At 71.2% G+C, this 15,596-nt stretch carries 19 protein-coding genes and 1 tRNA gene; 8 read left to right on the top strand and 12 right to left on the bottom strand.

The features are described 5' to 3' along the window. Nucleotides 1-205: 205 nt before the first annotated feature. From BTM25_RS03760 to upp, 4 genes are all read right to left on the bottom strand, one after another. Nucleotides 206-727 (bottom strand): PH domain-containing protein, encoded by a 522-nt coding sequence (locus BTM25_RS03760; RefSeq protein WP_103561343.1) that lies wholly within the window; start codon nt 725-727, stop codon nt 206-208. 7 nt (nt 728-734) lie between these two features. Then, the gene (locus tag BTM25_RS29445) at nt 735-893 is read right to left on the bottom strand and encodes a hypothetical protein (protein ID WP_161103607.1); all 159 of its coding nucleotides are present in this window, start codon (nt 891-893) and stop codon (nt 735-737) included. A 74-nt stretch (nt 894-967) separates the two neighbouring features. Beyond that, nucleotides 968-1,228, bottom strand: coding sequence for a three-helix bundle dimerization domain-containing protein (locus BTM25_RS03755; protein WP_103561342.1), 261 nt, complete (start codon nt 1,226-1,228; stop codon nt 968-970). A gap of 269 nt (nt 1,229-1,497) precedes the next feature. After that, nucleotides 1,498-2,136, bottom strand: a complete 639-nt coding sequence (gene upp, locus BTM25_RS03750; RefSeq protein WP_103561341.1) for a uracil phosphoribosyltransferase — start codon at nt 2,134-2,136, stop codon at nt 1,498-1,500. Between the two features lie 450 nt (nt 2,137-2,586). Here upp and BTM25_RS03740 point away from each other — a divergent pair, with 450 nt between their 5' ends. The 4 genes from BTM25_RS03740 (at nt 2,587) to BTM25_RS03725 (ending at nt 4,146) form a co-directional block, all read left to right on the top strand. Next, complete coding sequence (locus BTM25_RS03740) at nt 2,587-3,075, top strand: tRNA adenosine deaminase-associated protein (RefSeq protein WP_103562728.1); 489 nt, start codon at nt 2,587-2,589, stop codon at nt 3,073-3,075. A gap of 56 nt (nt 3,076-3,131) precedes the next feature. Next, on the top strand, nt 3,132-3,572 hold the full coding sequence (locus BTM25_RS03735) for a tRNA adenosine deaminase-associated protein (protein ID WP_103561339.1): 441 nt from the start codon (nt 3,132-3,134) through the stop codon (nt 3,570-3,572). 38 nt (nt 3,573-3,610) lie between these two features. After that, a complete protein-coding gene (locus BTM25_RS03730) occupies nt 3,611-4,051 on the top strand; it encodes a nucleoside deaminase (RefSeq protein WP_103562727.1) in 441 nt (146 codons plus the stop codon). 10 nt (nt 4,052-4,061) lie between these two features. Beyond that, a tRNA-Ser gene (locus tag BTM25_RS03725) sits at nt 4,062-4,146 on the top strand. Nucleotides 4,147-4,305: 159 nt separating this feature from the next. Here BTM25_RS03725 and BTM25_RS03720 read toward each other — a convergent pair. Beyond that, nucleotides 4,306-4,872: a PGRS family protein gene (locus BTM25_RS03720; protein ID WP_103561338.1), complete on the bottom strand. Its 567-nt coding sequence runs from the start codon at nt 4,870-4,872 to the stop codon at nt 4,306-4,308. Between the two features lie 272 nt (nt 4,873-5,144). Between BTM25_RS03720 and BTM25_RS03715 the strand changes: the two genes are divergently transcribed. After that, nucleotides 5,145-6,818 (top strand): flavin-containing monooxygenase, encoded by a 1,674-nt coding sequence (locus BTM25_RS03715; protein WP_103561337.1) that lies wholly within the window; start codon nt 5,145-5,147, stop codon nt 6,816-6,818. 105 nt (nt 6,819-6,923) lie between these two features. Here BTM25_RS03715 and BTM25_RS03710 read toward each other — a convergent pair whose 3' ends face one another. The 3 genes from BTM25_RS03710 to BTM25_RS03700 all read right to left on the bottom strand — a co-directional run bounded on the left by BTM25_RS03710 (nt 6,924) and on the right by BTM25_RS03700 (nt 9,658). Continuing rightward, nucleotides 6,924-8,009, bottom strand: a complete 1,086-nt coding sequence (locus BTM25_RS03710) for a hypothetical protein (protein WP_146058943.1) — start codon at nt 8,007-8,009, stop codon at nt 6,924-6,926. After that, the gene (locus BTM25_RS03705) at nt 7,996-8,616 is read right to left on the bottom strand and encodes an RNA polymerase sigma factor (protein ID WP_103561335.1); all 621 of its coding nucleotides are present in this window, start codon (nt 8,614-8,616) and stop codon (nt 7,996-7,998) included. The genes BTM25_RS03710 and BTM25_RS03705 overlap by 14 nt, the downstream gene beginning before the upstream one ends. A 178-nt stretch (nt 8,617-8,794) precedes the next feature. After that, nucleotides 8,795-9,658, bottom strand: a complete 864-nt coding sequence (locus BTM25_RS03700) for an EamA family transporter (RefSeq protein WP_235828189.1) — start codon at nt 9,656-9,658, stop codon at nt 8,795-8,797. Between the two features lie 174 nt (nt 9,659-9,832). Here BTM25_RS03700 and BTM25_RS03695 point away from each other — a divergent pair, with 174 nt between their 5' ends. Further along, the gene (locus BTM25_RS03695; protein WP_103561333.1) at nt 9,833-10,396 is read left to right on the top strand and encodes a helix-turn-helix domain-containing protein; all 564 of its coding nucleotides are present in this window, start codon (nt 9,833-9,835) and stop codon (nt 10,394-10,396) included. 5 nt (nt 10,397-10,401) lie between these two features. On the opposite strand, the gene dnaN is transcribed toward BTM25_RS03695, so the two are convergent. The 3 genes from dnaN to BTM25_RS03680 are packed head-to-tail and all read right to left on the bottom strand — an operon-like array spanning nt 10,402 to nt 13,557. After that, nucleotides 10,402-11,547: a DNA polymerase III subunit beta gene (gene dnaN, locus BTM25_RS03690; protein WP_103561332.1), complete on the bottom strand. Its 1,146-nt coding sequence runs from the start codon at nt 11,545-11,547 to the stop codon at nt 10,402-10,404. 55 nt (nt 11,548-11,602) lie between these two features. Further along, a complete protein-coding gene (locus BTM25_RS03685) occupies nt 11,603-12,088 on the bottom strand; it encodes a methylated-DNA--[protein]-cysteine S-methyltransferase (RefSeq protein WP_103561331.1) in 486 nt (161 codons plus the stop codon). After that, nucleotides 12,085-13,557, bottom strand: coding sequence for an AlkA N-terminal domain-containing protein (locus BTM25_RS03680; protein ID WP_103562726.1), 1,473 nt, complete (start codon nt 13,555-13,557; stop codon nt 12,085-12,087). Before BTM25_RS03680 ends, BTM25_RS03685 begins: the two co-directional genes overlap by 4 nt. Before the next feature lie 129 nt (nt 13,558-13,686). Here BTM25_RS03680 and BTM25_RS03675 point away from each other — a divergent pair, with 129 nt between their 5' ends. Beyond that, nucleotides 13,687-14,046, top strand: a complete 360-nt coding sequence (locus tag BTM25_RS03675) for a nuclear transport factor 2 family protein (RefSeq protein WP_103561330.1) — start codon at nt 13,687-13,689, stop codon at nt 14,044-14,046. On the opposite strand, the gene BTM25_RS03670 is transcribed toward BTM25_RS03675, so the two are convergent. Further along, on the bottom strand, nt 14,027-14,395 hold the full coding sequence (locus BTM25_RS03670; protein WP_235828188.1) for a YrdB family protein: 369 nt from the start codon (nt 14,393-14,395) through the stop codon (nt 14,027-14,029). The genes BTM25_RS03675 and BTM25_RS03670 overlap by 20 nt on opposite strands. 64 nt (nt 14,396-14,459) lie before the next feature. Between BTM25_RS03670 and BTM25_RS03665 the strand changes: the two genes are divergently transcribed. Further along, on the top strand, nt 14,460-15,584 hold the full coding sequence (locus tag BTM25_RS03665; protein ID WP_103561328.1) for a methyltransferase: 1,125 nt from the start codon (nt 14,460-14,462) through the stop codon (nt 15,582-15,584). Nucleotides 15,585-15,596 lie beyond the last annotated feature (12 nt).

Genomic DNA, 15,596 nt, shown 5'->3' with positions numbered 1-15,596 from the left:
ATATCGCACACCGGAAGTCACGAAGCGGCACGAGATCACCCGATCGGTCCCCGGCCCGCCGTCGCTCGGCAGGTCAGCAGCACGGCCGCCGCCGCACCGCTCCCGGCGCAGCGAAACCACGCTGTACTCCGACATTATCGGACGTTGACCGGGTGTCCGGCCACCGCACCGGAATGGGTCAGGACGTCAGAGCGCGGATCAGCCGTCACGCGTTCTTGTTCGGGAAGATCATTTCGCAGACCTCCAGGTACAACTGCTCCGGATACGGCAGGTACGGGACGCGGTCCAGCGCCTGGTCCTGGCCGGCGGACTCCATGATGAACTCGCCGTAGCCGAGCATCCGCCCCGCCAGCGACCGTTTGAAGCCCATGTCGGTGACCTTGGCCAGCGGCATCATCGCGACGTTGCGCGTGATGATCCCGGTGGTCAGCAGCATCCGCTGGTTGGTGATGACGAAGTAGTCCACCGACCACTCCGCGACCCGCCACACGAACCAGGCCAGCAGCGCCAGCCACGCCCACCAGATGTAGCTGATCGCGCTGCCCGCGCCCGACCCGGCGCCGATGTTGCTCAGCACGCCCGCGACGATCAGCCCGCCGAGCACCAGCCCGACCGGGACCATCAGGACGGCCGGGTGCCGCCGGACGGTGATCACCTGCGTCTCGTGCGGCAGCAGGTACTTGTTGACGGACGCCGGGGCGGAGTCCCCGGGGGTGACCAGTCGCATGGCGTCCTCAGCCCAGCTCGGTGACGAAGGTCGCGAACGCGTCGCCGGCCCGCGCCAGAGCGCCCGCCGCCTCGTTGAGGGACTGGGTGGCCTCGGCCGGACGGCGGATCACGACGAACACGACGAGCGCCGCGGCGGCCCACGTCAGGTACTTTCTGGCGGGCACGTCAGCCTCCCGGAGCGATCACCCTCAGACCCCCGGCAAGTCTCGCACAGCCGGGAGTCGGCGCAAAGCGCCCGTCACGGCGCGTTGCCGAGGGTGCTGCGCGGCCGTCGCCGCCGCCGCTCGGCCGCGACGAGCGCGAGCACCTCCAGATGTTTTCGCGCGATCCGTTCCACCAGGCCCGGTTCGGCCGACCCCACGACCTCCAGCGCCCCGTAGCGGGCGGCGGCGACGCAGCGCGCCACGGTCTCGGGCGGGTGCGCCGCGGCGAACTCGGCGGCCAGGCGCTGCTCGACGTCCTCGTACGGCTGGCGTTCGTCATCCCCTGGGTGAGTCATCACGCATCCTCGCGACTCGCTCGCGCCGCCCCGGTCCGAAACCGATCCCCTGTGCGCCGGGACGACGGACGGAACGATTCTGACGTTCCGTTATTCGCTATTACCCAAGGTGATGCGTCGGCGAACATGCGGCGAGCCCGAGCAAAGCGGTCCTGGCCGGGACGGATGGTGACGACCCGTCCGCCGCGAAGTCAGGGAACTCTCACTTCGTCGGCCGATCGGGCGAAGAATCCGCCCTTTATTGGACGAGCAATGAAATAAAGCCGCGCTCACACCACGCCGTAGAGCCGGTCGCCCGCGTCCCCGAGGCCCGGGACGATGAAACCGCGCTCGTTCAGCCGCTCGTCCACGCCCGCCGTCACGACGCGGATCGGCGCCTCGGTCCCGGCGAACGCGTCCTCCAGGAAGCGCAGGCCCTCGGGGGCGGCGAGGAGGCACAGCGCCGTCACGTCGTCCGCGCCCCGGTCCAGCAGGAGCCGGATCGCCGCGGCCAGCGTGCCGCCCGTCGCGAGCATCGGGTCCAGGACGTAGCACTGGCGGCCGGACAGGTCGTCGGGCAGCCGCGACGCGTACGTCTCCGCCTGCAAGGTGCCCTCGTCGCGGACCATGCCGAGGAAACCGACCTCGGCGGTCGGCAGCAGGCGCGTCATGCCGTCCAGCATCCCGAGGCCCGCGCGCAGGATCGGGACGACCAGCGGCTTCGGGCTCGTGAGCTGCACGCCGTGCGTCCGCGTGACGGGCGTCCGCACCTCCACGTTCGTGACGCGCACGTCCCGGGTGGCCTCGTAGGCGAGAAGCGTGACCAGCTCGTCGGCCAGCCGCCGGAACGTCGGCGAATCGGTCTCGACGTCCCGCAGCGTGGTCAGCTTGTGCGCGACGAGCGGGTGATCGACGGCGAGGGTCTGCATGCGCTCACCGTACCGGCAGCGAACTGATCGGCCGCGACAGGATAGGGAGCGTTCCGTTCGGGCAGTATGGCGATATGACCAGCCATCGGGAACAGGAGAACCCGCAGGTCGGAGACCGTCGACGGGACGATCCGGACCGTCGGTCCGCGACGGCGCCGACCCCGGAGGAGGTCCGCGAGCGCCTGCGCCGCCGGGCCGTCTTCCTCCGGGAACTGGCCGAGGCCCGGGAACTGCGCCGCCGCGTCACGCCGCACCGGTCCCGGCGGGCCCGCATCCACGCCGCCCTTCGCAGGCGTACTTTCCGCATCAATTAACGGCATCCGGTAGGTTCGTCCGGCGGCGTCGGTCGACGCCGCCCATCCGCGCCGGACGGAGTTCGGCGGTGATGGCCGCGAGGGCGCGCTGCATCTGCGACCATGCCGTGGCAGGAGACGGGCCGGTGGGGTGGAGATGACGGATGTTGACGACGCGACGGATTTCGCCGTCGTCGTGTATCGCGAGGACGAGCGCTGGGAAGCGGAGATCCTCCCGGTCGCGCTGACGGAAGATCTCGACGGGCTCGTCCACGCCCTCCGCCAGCAGCCCAGCCTCGGCGGCACGATCGGTCTCGTGGCGGTTGGCGACGATTTCTTCGTCGGTATCCGGCTGCTCGGCGACGAGACGATGATCTTCCTGTCGGACGTGACCGCGTCGGTGGACTGGTCGCTCGCCCGCCAGGTCCTCGACCGGCTCGACATCCCCGTCCCCGACGACGAGGAACTCGACCAGGTCCTCCCCGTCGGCGACATGTCGATCTTCGCCGACCTCGGCCTGGACGAGATGGAACTCGGCGCCATCTCCGGCGACCTGGAGCTGTACCCCGACGAGATGCTGCTCAGCATCGCCGGCCGCCTCGGCTTCGCCCAGGCCTTCGAACGCGCCCTGGACGCCCTCGGCTGAGCCAACTCTTCGTTTTGCCTTCGCCCGTCCGGGGTTGCGGCTGCGAGAATGAGACGGTGCACACATTCGCGGCCGTCTTCGCCCGCGCGCCGGAAGGCTGGTCGGGCGCCGAGACCCCGCTGGACGAAGCCGAGGACGTCGCCGACGTCGCCGACCTGATGCGCGGCGTCGCCGCCGAGACCGCCGGGGACCCCGTCCTCCTGCTCGTCGAGGAGAACGACGACTGGTTCGGCGTCCTGCGGATGGACGCGATGGGCGAACCCCGCGCCTACGTCTCCGCCGTCCGCGACGACGGGCTCGGCGCGCTGTTCCGCCCACTGTTCGAGGACGTCCCCGTCGGCTCCGCCGGCGGCGACCCGGCCGTGCTGCGCGACCTCGGCGTGGACCCCGTCCGGCTCGGCGACCTCGCCGACCGCGCCCTGCCCGGCGACCCGCTCGGCGCCCTCGCCGAACTGGCGGGCTTCGCCGACGAGTTCGACCGGCTGCGCGACGCGTGACCGACCCGTCCGCGGCCCACCCCGAGTACGTGCCCGCGATGCGCCGCGCCCTGGTCGAAGCCCGCGCCGCCGCCGAGCACGGCGACATCCCCGTCGGCGCCGTCGTCCTGGACGCCGCCGGGACCGTCCTCGGCGTCGGCCACAACGACCGCGAACGCACCGGCGACCCCACCGGGCACGCCGAGATCATCGCCCTGCGCGCCGCCGCCGCGTCCCACACCGACGGCTGGCGCCTCACCGGCTGCACGCTCGTCGTGACCCTCGAACCCTGCACCATGTGCGCCGGCGCCGCCGTAGCCGCCCGCGTCGCCCGCATCGTCTACGGCGCGGTCGACCCCAAGGGCGGCGCCGTCGGGTCCCTCTGGGACGTCGTCCGCGACCGCCGCCTCAACCACCGCCCCGAAGTCCTCGCCGAGTACCTCGCCGCCGACTGCGCCGAACCCCTTATCGAGTTCTTCGCGCACCGCAGAGTCCGGTAAGCTCTCCGGCGGTGGTGTCGCCTAGTGGACGAGGGCGCACGCCTCGAAAGCGTGTGAAGTGCAAGCTTCCGTGGGTTCGAATCCCACCACCACCGCTGGGTCCGGCTGTTCGGTGCGCTTCGCCGCACCTTCCCGGTGGCCCGCAGCGTCCATCGGGGGGACGACCCCCCGAACCCCCCGATGTGGGGGCTCCGCCCCCACGCCCCCGCGCGTGGGTTGCGGACGCCCGTTCTCCTTTGTCCTTGTTCTTTCTGTTAGACCGGCAGGGACATCAAGGGGGTCTTGTAGGCCGCCGCCTGCTTCTTTGTCAGAATCCCTGATATGCGCAGCAGGACGCCGCCCTTGATCAGGTGGTACTCCTTCGTCAGGATTCCCACCGCCGCGATGGACGCCTTGATGTAGGCCGAGCGCGCCTGGGCTCCCGCGTTCGTCGCGAAGACCTCGACGTCGCAGCCCAGGTCCACGTTGCCCTTGCTGCGGTCGCGCACCTTCGACAGGTTGACGCGCTCGTCGGCGCAGGTCGCCTTGCTCGTGTACTTGCCCTCTTTGCCCAGCATCTCGTTCGGGTCGGTCTTCGCCGTGTAGACGACCGTCGTCTTGATCGGAAGCCCCGCCGCCTCCAGCGCCTTCAGGACGTCCGCCGCCGTCATCGGCTTCTTGGGGGCCGGTTTCGGCGCCGAGGTCGTCGGCGCCGCCGCTGCCGAGGCCGCCGGGTCCTTGTCCTTCGTGGACGAGTCGCAGCCCGCCAGTGTGATGAGCAGTGCCCCCGTCAGGCCCGCCAGCGCATAGCGCTTCGTGCTCTTCCGCTCGTTCATGATCATGGGCGGAAACTATCCGGGCCCGCGGCGGGCGGGCTAGTGGATACAGCCAGAGTCGTCCGGATCCGGCAACTTTCTGTCAGCCGTTCCGTCAACTTACCGTGATCAGGGCGATACTCGTCACCACCCTTCTCCGGGGCGCGTTTTCGGTCCTGAACCAGGTTCTTCGGCGCGACTTCCATGTCTGATTATGTGTTTTGGATAAGTCTTGACTGGTCAATCCCCAGCCACTAGCTTCGGTTTTCATCGTCGCCCATGGCCGGAGGATGGCCCGCATGATCGAAGAAACTGATGTCATCGTGGTCGGTGCCGGATTCGCCGGTCTCTACGCGATTCACCGGCTCCGCCGGTCGGGCTGGCGGGTCCGGTGCTTCGAAGCCGGCAGTGGGGTGGGCGGGACGTGGTACTGGAATCGGTATCCGGGCGCGCGGTGCGATGTCGAAAGCATCGAGTACTCCTATTCCTTTGACGAGTCGCTGGAACAGGACTGGACGTGGTCCGAACTCTACGCGGGCCAGCCGGAGATCCTTCGTTACCTCGAACACGTCGCCGACAGGTTCGACCTGCGGCGCGATATCCGTTTCGACTCCCGTGTCGAATCCGCCACCTATGACGACGGCACGAATCTTTGGACCGTTCGCACCCGAGACGGTGTGACGGCCAGGGGCCGCTTCCTGGTGATGGCCACCGGGGCGCTGTCCTCGGCCAACGTTCCGGACCTGCCCGGACTCGGCGACTTCACCGGCCGTGTCCTGCACACCGGCCGCTGGCCCCATGAACCCGTCGATTTTCGTGGTGCGCGTGTCGGCGTCGTCGGTACCGGATCGTCCGGAATCCAGGCCATACCGCGGATCGCCGAGCACGCCGAGCAAGTGGTCGTCTTTCAGCGAACCCCCGGCTATTCCGTTCCGGCGCGCAACCGGCCGCTTCCGCGCGAGGAACTGGACGAGGTCAAAGCGAACTACGCGCGACTGCGCGCGGAAGGCCGGAGCCGGGCCACCGCCTTCGGTGCCCGCACGCCGCTGGGAACGGCCGAAAGCCTCAGCACGCCCGCCGCCGCGCGCGAGCGAGAATTCGAGGAGCGGTGGCGGACCGGTGGCTTCGGGTTCATCTCCGCGTTCACCGATCTCGTCGTCGAACGCGCGGCCAATGATCTCGCGGCGGACTTCGTGCGCCGCAAAATCCGGAACGTCGTCCGTGATCCCGCGGTGGCCGACGCGCTCATGCCGACGGCCGCGATCGGCTGCAAACGGCTCTGCCTCGACTCCGGGTACTTCGAGACCTACAACCGTGCGAACGTCCGGCTCGTCGATCTCAACCGCTCGCCGATCCAGCGGATCACCCCGACCGGGATCCGGACGGCGACTGAAAGCCTCCCGCTCGACCATCTCGTCTTCGCGACCGGGTTCGACGCCATGACCGGGGCGCTTCTCGCGATGGACGTCCGAGGACAGGACGGGCTGCCGCTGCGCGAGGCGTGGCGGGATGGGCCGCGCACCTATCTGGGGCTCGGCGTTCCCCGCTTCCCCAACATGTTTATCGTCGCCGGGCCCGGCAGCCCTTCCGTCCTCACGAACATGGTGATGGCCATCGAGCACCACGTCGAATGGATCGGCGACTGCCTCGACCATGCGCGGCGCTCCGGGATCGTCCGCATCGAAGCCACGACGTCCGCTGCCGCGGGGTGGGTCCGGCACGTGAACAACGTCGCGGCGTCCACATTGTTGCCCACCTGCAATTCGTGGTACCTCGGCGCCAACATTCCGGGCAAGCCCAGGGTCTTCATGCCACTGCCCGGATTCCCGCAGTACGTCGAGCGCTGCGCCACGGTGGCCGCCAACGGCTACTTCGGATTCAACCTCACCCATCGGCGGATCCGCTCGCACGTCCCGTCGCCGACCGCGTTCACGGCCCAGGCGTCGCGGCCGCTCGCGGGGCTGCGCCGCTGACGACGTCCCACGCCCCCTCGGGCAGATGGCCGCTGACTCAGCCGAACGCGTTGAGGGTGGCACCAATCGGTGCCACCCTCAACATTTTCCAGTCTCAGCAGAGCCTCAGTTGACCGGGTTGGTGGTCCAATTCGCCTCGTCAACGCCGAGAATCGTCATCCGGTTGAACAGGCCCGCGAGCCCGCCGGTCCTGTTCAGCTCCGCCAGGATCGAGCCGGAGGCGCTGAGCTGGACGTCGAAGCCGTTGACTCCGTACACGTACATGAGACGCGGTGTCTGGTAGGCGGGATATCCGCGCAGCCTCGTGTTGGGGCGGGGCTTCGTGTTGTTGCGAAGATCCGATTCGACGATGCCGATGCCCAGTTCGGATGACGGCTCGGCGAAGTAACCTATGATGACGCTGACCTGCCCGTATGCGCCGTTGTTGAGCACCGTCCGATCCGGCTGCAACCCGCCGGGAACGCCGCCGACATGCAGGGGCAGTGCGATCGGCCGGCTGCCGCCGAACGTCGCGGACTCGGCGATCTTGTACGCCGTCCTGGTCAGCTCGGCGCTGTCCCCGGGAATCTGGTCGCCTTCCAGGTCGGCCCATCTGTTCGGGGCGTACTGCCAGCGCAGCTCGAACGACGACTGTCCGGATGGGTCCGGTTTGAAGATCCAGTAAGCGCGGTGGCCGTTGATGGGCATCGCGGGGATCCGCTTGGCCGGGACACCACCGGGAAGGTACCCCAGAGGCGGCTCCGTTCCGCGTTCGTAGGCGGTGAGAGTCACGCTCTTTCCCCCCTTCGCCTTTCCCGTCCGTGCGGTGACTTGGAAGTATTTCTCGTCCTGGCTGTCGGCGACGTAGCCGTTGGCGCGCATGCCGTCCGGCAGCCAGCCGAAGGCCGCGCGTTCCACCAGCGGATCGGCGTATTTGGCCCACTCGGCGGCGGGAGTGAGGTTGTGCAGCGTGACGGGGGAACCGCCGGTCCGGGTGGCCATGGCCACACCGGCGGCGGTGACCGCGGCCACGCCACCGGCGAGCAGCAAGCCCCACACGCCTCCGAAACGCCGGCCCGCCCCCGCGGCGCGCGGGGCCACGGACGGGGAGTCGATGGCAGCCAGCAGTTGCTCCCGGCCGGTGTCCAAACGCCGTTGCGACGGGATGGGAGCATCCACGCGCATCGTGCGCACGAGGTCAAGGTCGTTCACGGTCGGTACCTCCGCCGTTCCCTGTGACGAACATGGGGTTTGCGTCGCCGAGCGCGGCGCGGATCTTCTTTCGGGCCCGGTGCAGCCGTGACCGCACTGTCCCCACGGAGGTGTCCAGCGCGCGGGCCGTCTCCTCGTAGGACAGATCGGCCCAGGCGATCAGCAGCAGCACCTCCCGGTGCGCCCGGCTCAGGCCGGCGAGAGCCGCCGCGAGCGATTGGTGCATCCCGGTCGCCGTCACCCGGTCGTCGGCGCCTTCCAGCTGACCGCCGTAGGTCTGGGCCACGGGATCGGCGCCGCTGCGGGCGAACGCCCGCAGCATCCGGGTCTCCTTGCGGTGGTGCTGGGCCATGACGTTGGCGGCGATCCCGTACAACCACGGCCGGGCGTCCGGACGGTCGAGGTCGTAGTGTCGGCGTTTCTCGAACGCCCGGTAGAACGTCTCGGCGGTGACGTCATCGGCGAGATCGTCACCCAGCCTGCGGGCGACATAACGGCTGATGTGGGGTGCATGGCGCTCATACAGCGCGGCGAATACTCCGGGCTCTTGCCAGGACTGCTCGATGACAGCGGCGTCACTCATGCCCTGTCGAGTCGTCACCGTCATACGGCTCCTGTCTCCTGCAGCCGGTGATCCGGCCGTGCGCGGCGTGCGCCTCACCCGTTGTTCCCCGAAGCCGCGATCGGGTTCCCTCGCCAGGATGATCTTGGGCCGCGTCTGCGGTGGAAGAGCCACAACCGATCTTCCGAGCCCTCTCCCGCTCTCCGCGCTGACGAGTCCGGGCTCAGCCCACCGTGACCAGGGTGACTCCGGCCACCGCCAAGGCCATGCCCACCCGTTGGATCGCGCGCAGGCGCTCGCTGAAGGCGAAGCGGGCCAGCAGGACGGTCACCGCCGGGTACAGCGACGTCAGCACCGCCGCCAGGCTCAGCATCCCGGACTGGGCCGAGAGGAAGTAGAACGCGTTCGCGCCCGCGTCCAGCGTCCCGGACAGCACGGTCAGGCCGACGAGTCTGCGTCCCCGGATCGGTGTTCCGGGGAGGCCGCCGTGCGCACGCAGCAGGAACGCGGCCGCTACTGCCACGACCGCGAGGTTTCCGACGCGGGACGCCACGATCGGCCACAGGCCGCCGTCGCCGCCCGCCTCCTTCAGCAGGATGAAGAAGATCCCGAAGGAGACGCCGGAGACGCCCGCCATGATCGGGCCGTTGTCGAAGGCGCGCCGTCCCGCGACGGCCCGTTCCTCATCGCCCTTCTCCATGCTGACGAGCCCGATCGCGACCAGGCACAGCAGCACGCCGAGCACGACGGGCACGCCGAGGCGCTCCCCGCGCAGCACTCCCGCCGCGACCGGCAGCACGGCCGCCGCCAGCGCCGACACGGGCGCGACCACGCTCATCGGGCCCCGCGCGAGCGCCCGGTAGAACGCGAGCATCCCCGCACCGCCCGACAGGCCGGCGCCGAAGCCCCAGGCGATCCCGTGCCATGTCGGCGCAGCGCCCGGCAACGCCGTGGCGACGATCACGACGATCCCGGCCGGGACGCTCACCAGCAGCACCCGCACGGCCGTCGAACGCCGCGACACCGATCCGCCCAGGAAATCCGCGACGCCGTAGACGACCGCGGCCCCCAGGGCCAGCAACGTCACCACAAGTCACACTCCAGACCGGCGCAAGCCGACGCGCTCACCGACCGCACAACTCACCGATCGACCCGGCACATTCCGCCGGTCGGCGGCGCCCGGCGATCCCCGTGCGGTCATTTTAATGCACTACCGAGTTCATCATAACGAACTAACGCGGGGATCGTTAGGCTGAGCCGCGTGAGCGACCAGGAGGTGATCGGCGCGGCCGTCGCGCGCACCGTCCGATCGCTGCGCGCCGGGCACGGCTGGAGCCTGGACGAGCTGGCCGGACGCGCCGGGGTCAGCAAGGGCGTCCTCGTCGGGCTCGAGCAGGGACGCGGCAATCCCAACCTCGGCACGCTCATCCGTATTTCCGAGGCGCTGCGCGTCCCGCTCACCCGCCTGGTGCAGGTGGAGGAGACACCGCCCGTGCAGGTCTTCCCGCCGGAGCGGCACGTCGTCCTGTGGCGCGGCGACGACGGCGGCACCGGAACGCTCCTCGCGGGCAGCGATCCGCGGCCGTCGCTGGAGTTGTGGAACTGGCACCTGCGTCCGGGCGAGGCGCGGCGGACCGAGGCTCACGCGCCCGGCGTCAGGGAGGCCCTCTACGTGCAGGACGGCACGCTGACGCTCACCGTCGACGACCGGACGGACCAGATCCGCGCGGGCGGCGCCGCCGTGTTCGTCGGCGACCGACCACACGCCTACGTCAACGAGACCGGCGCGGACGTCCGGTTCGTCCTCGCGGTGCTGGACCCGTAAGCCGCTCAGGACGTCAGGCGGATCGGCATGACCAGGTACCGGAAGCCGGTGTCGGCGTCCTCGTCGGGTTCTTCGTCTCCTTCCGGGTCGGGGATGCCGGTGAGCAGCGCGGCCTTCGTGGACGTCGTGCACTCCAGCCGCGCGTACCGGCCGTGGACGCCCGCGAGGCCGTCCAGCAGGTACTGCGGGCTGAACGCGATGTCGAGGTCGGCGCCGTCGAGCCGGGCGGCCACCTCCTCGTTCGCGCGCGCCGCGTCGCCCGCCGCCGCGCGGACGCGCACGCGGTCGCCGGTGAACTCCAGCCGGACGGGCGTGGCCCGGTCCGCGACGAGCGCCACGCGGCGGATCGCCTCGGTGAACGGGCCGGTCTCGACGCGCGCGACCGACGACCAGGTGCCGGTGAGCCGGGAGCGGTAGTCGATGAACTGGTCGTCCAGCAGCCGCGTCGTCATGCTGCGGCCCCCGCCGGACACGCCGATCAGCGTCGCGCCGTGGCCGGCTAGGCCGATCGTGACCTCGGCGCCGGGGCGGATCGCCTTGGCGGTGTCGGCGAGCGTCCGGGCCGGGACGACCACCCCGGTCGCGAACTCGGGGTCGGCGGGCGTCCAGGCGACCTCGCGGGCCGCGATGCGGTAGCGGTCGGTGCAGGCCAGCCGCATGGTCGCGCCGTCGAAGTCGATGCGGACGCCGGTCAGCATCGGCAGCGTGTCGTCGCGTCCGGCGGCGGGCGTGACCTGCGCGACGGCCGCCGCGAACACCTCGGACGGGATCGTCCCGGCGGGGGCGGGCGGTTCGGGCAGCGCCGGATAGTCCTCGACGGGCAGGATCTGGAGGCCGAACTCCGCGCTCCCGCAGCGCAGCACGACCTCCGAGCCCGTCGCCGTGACCTCCACCGGCTGGGCGGGCAGGCTCCGGACGATCTCGGTGAGCAGCCGTCCGGGGACGAGCGCGCGGCCCGGCACGGTGACGTCCGCGTCGATCTCGGCGCGGGCGGAGACCTCCAGGTCGAAGCCGGCGACCGTCACCGTCCCCGACTCGTCCGCCGTCAGCAGCAGGCCCGCCAGGACGGGCAGCGCGGGCCGGGACGGGACGGTCCGCACGGCCCACGCCACGCCGTCCGCCAGCGTCTGCCGGTCCACCCGGAACTCCACGATGCTCTCCCTCGCTCGGTGCGTCCCCCGCACGGTAACTCGCGGGTCCGACAGTTCAGAAAAGGGCGCCGCCGCGCTCGAAGTCCAGCAGGGCCCGCTTGCGCTCCAGCCCGCCGCCGTAGCCGGTAAGGCTGCCGGACGCCCCGATCACCCGATGGCACGGGACGATGATCGACACCGGGTTCTTGCCGTTGGCGAGCCCGACCGCCCGTGCCCCGCCGGGGCTGCCGATCGCATCGGCGAGCTGTCCGTAACTCCACGTCGTGCCGTACGGGATGGCGAGCAGTCCTTCCCACACGCGGCGCTGGAACGGGGTGCCGTGCAACGACAGCGGGACGTCGAACGTGGTGAGGTCGCCCGCGAAGTAGGCGTCGAGCTGCTTGCGGACGGCGTCGAACGGCCCGTCGTCGGGTGGACCGAACGTCTCCTCGTCCGGCAGGTGCCGCTGCCGGTTCATGTAGAGGCCGCGCAGTCCGTCGTCGTCGGCGACGAGCGTCAACGGACCGATCGGGCTGTCCACAACGGTGTGCACAACGCTCATGTGAGGTCCTTTCCAGGGAGATGGTTGATGGCGTGGTCGCCCGCCGCCCACAAGTACTGGACGGCGTACGCCCGCCACGGCCGCCAGGCCGCCGACCGGGCGGTCAGCGCGCCCGGCGTGGCGGGCAGCCCGAGGTCGCGGGCCGCCGCGCGGACGCCGAGGTCGCCGGGGATGAACGCGTCGGGGTCGCCGAGCGCGCGCATGGCGATGGTCTCGATCGTCCAGGGTCCGATGCCGGGCAGGTCCGCGAGCCGGGCGCGGGCCTCGGTCCAGTCGCTGCCGACGCCGAGGTCCAGGCCGGGGAGGGCGGCGACGAGCGCGGTCAGGGCCGTCCGCCGCGCGCCCGGGACGGCGAGCCGCTCCGGATCGAGGTCCGCGAGCGCCGCCGGGCTCGGGAACAGGTGCGTCAGCCCGCCGGACGGGTCGGCGACCGGTTCGCCGTGCGCGGTGACGAGCCGGGCCGCGAGCGTGCGGGCGGCGGCGGTCGACACCTGCTGGCCGAGGACGGCCCGGACGGCGAACTCCGCCCCGTCCACCGTGCGCGGCACGCGGCGTCCCGGCGCCTTGTCGACCAGCGGGGCGAGGACGGGGTCGGCGCGCAGCAGGTCGTCCACGGCGACCGGGTCGGCGTCGAGGTCGAGCAGCCGGCGGCAGCGGGCGATGGCGACGCCGAGGTCGCGGTGGTCGGCGAGGGTGAGGGTCAGCGCGACGTGCTCGGGACCCGGGCGCAGGGCGGCGACGCCGGGGCCGTGCGGGAGCCGGAGCGTCCGCCGGTAGGCGCCGTCGCGCCACTCCTCGACGCCGGGGACGCCGGTCGCGGCCAGATGACCGAAGAGGTTGTCCGGATTGAGCGGTTTGCGGAAAGGCAGCCGGAGCGCGATCGTGCCGGGCGCGCCGGCCGGGGCGCCCGCGCGCCGGGCGCGGAGCTGGGTGGGCGTCAGCGCGAACACCGCGCGGACGGTCTCGTTGAACGCCCGGATGCTGGCGAACCCGGCGGCGAAGGCGATGTCCGACATCGGCAGCGCGGTCGTCTCGATCAGGACCCGCGCGGTCTGGGAGCGCTGGGCGCGGGCGAGCGAGCGCGGCCCCGCGCCGAGTTCGGCGGTGAGCTGCCGCTCGATCTGCCGGGCGCTGTAGCCGAGCCTGCTCGCGAGGCCGGGCAGGCCCTCGCGGTCCATGACCCCGTCGGCGATGAGCCGCATCGCGCGGGCCACGACGTCGGCGCGGTGGTTCCATTCGGGGGAGCCGGGACTGGTGTCCGGACGGCACCGCTTACACGCCCGGAACCCGGCTTCGGACGCCGCCGCCGCGCTCGGGTAGAAGCGCATGTTCTCGGGCTTCGGCGGGACGGCGGGGCAGCTCGGACGGCAGTAGATCCCGGTGGTTATCACGGCCGTGAAAAACCAGCCGTCGAACCGGTCGTCCTTGGCCTGGACCGCCCGTACGCATCGTTCCACGTCCTCGTGCATGTCCCCCAGCATCACCGATCGGGACGGGTGCTCACTGGCGGAAATCCGACATCGACCTCATGACCTCCGAGGTCATCGCCTTCGTGCCGCGGGTGCCGCGAAGCTGAGGACGTCGAAAGGAGCAAGGACATGAGCGACGTACACGACCTGGTGGAACGGTACCTGGCGGCCTGGAACGAGACGGACCCGGCGGCGCGGCGCGCGGCCGTCGCGGCGGTCTGGGCGGACGACGCCGTCTACGTCGACCCGCTGGCCGTCGCGGAGGGCCCGGACGCGATCGACGCGACGATCGGCGCGGTCCAGGGCCAGTTCCCCGGCTTCGTCTTCCGGCTCGTCGGCGCGGTGGACGCCCACCACGACATCGCCCGCTTCACCTGGGAACTCGGGCCCGCGGACGGACCCGCGCCGATCGAGGGGTTCGACGTCGCCGAGATCGCGGACGGGCGCTTCGTCCGCGTGAACGGGTTCCTCAACCGCGTCCCGGGCTGACGCGGTGGGCGTCGCGGTCCGCCGCAGCGACCAGCGCGTTAACGACCGCGACGCCTACGAACACGGCACCCCACACGGTGTGGCCGACGCCGTGCAGGGCCAGTCCCGCCGCTACGAACACGACGGCTTTGACGGTCAGGATCCCGGCGAGGGGCAGCCGCACCCTGGCTTTGGGCGCGGCGAACAAACCCCAGAGCACGGCGGCGGCCAGGGGCGCGGCGATGCCCAGCAGCACGCCCGGGACGCCGCCGATCGCGAACCCCCACCAGGCGAGCGCGGCCAGTGCCACGAGTTCCAGGACGAACGCCAGACCCTCGTTCGCCACGTGCATCGGGCCAGGAAGACGCATCAAAACCCCTTTTCGGTCAGCCCTGATCGTCTCACTCCGGGCCCGGAGCTGGAAGGATCGCCCCGTGGCCGACGTGATCGAGTGGGACGAGACGGGCACCGCACGATCGGCCGCCTGGCGGTCGGCGGCCGGTGCCCCGCCGCCGCGCCGCGTCGTGGCGGCCGACGACTCACTGCGCGCCGACGACGCGTACCGGCTCGTCTCGCAGGGGACGGCGGTGCTGTGGCGCGGCGACTACCAGAACGCCCGGACGCTGCTTCAAGCGCTGGCGCGACGCGTCGACCAGCCGAAACGGCGTCCGAAGGCCGTCCCGGACGGCCCGCAGGCGTTCCACCTGTTCCGCCAGGCCCGCGCGCAGCGGGCGCGGCAGCTCGGGTCGCTGCTCGTCCCGTTCGCGCCCGGCCACCGGCTGGACCTGCGGCGGGCGCCGGACGTCCGGACGGCCTGCGAAGAGGTCCACGGCCCGTCCGACGAGCCGTACGTGTCGTCGTTGCGCGAGGTCCTGGGTCTGATCGGCGCGCACGAGTGGCGGGTGAAGGGCGTGCCGATACCCGCCCTCGACGGCGACCGCATCCACCCGCACTACGGCGTCTTCTCCCCGGTCCGCGGCGAATACGTCGACCTGGTGGCGCAGGCCCCGCTCCCATCGTCCGCGCGGGCCTTCGACATCGGGACGGGCACGGGAGTACTCGCAGCGGTGCTGGCACGACGCGGCGTCCGCGAGGTCGTCGCCACCGACCAGGACCCCCGCGCCCTAACCTGCGCCCGCGCGAACCTGGACCGCCTCGGCTACGCGCGGACCGCGCAGGTCGTCCGCGCCGACCTGTTCCCCGCCGGCCGCGCCCCTTTGATCGTCTGCAACCCGCCCTGGCTCCCCGGCAAGCCCGCCTCACCCCTGGAACACGCCGTCTACGACCCCGACAGCCGCATGCTGCGAAACTTCCTCACCGGCGTCACCGCGCACCTGGAACCGGGCGGCGAAGCCTGGCTGATCCTCTCCGACCTGGCCGAACACCTCTCCCTGCGCACCCGCGAAACCCTCCTGACCCACTTCCGGGCAGCGAACCTGACGGTCCTGGCACGCGACGACATCCGCCCCCGCCACCCGAAGGCCCTGGACCCCACAGACCCCCTCCACACGGCCCGCGCCGCCGAAACAACCTCCCTCTGGCGCCTCACCCCCACGTAATCCCACCGAACG

This window comes from Actinomadura rubteroloni, from assembly GCF_002911665.1.
Classification (GTDB): Bacteria; Actinomycetota; Actinomycetes; order Streptosporangiales; family Streptosporangiaceae; genus Spirillospora; species Spirillospora rubteroloni.
Note: the sequence above shows the minus strand (reverse complement) of the source record. Positions and strands in the feature narration are given on the sequence as shown.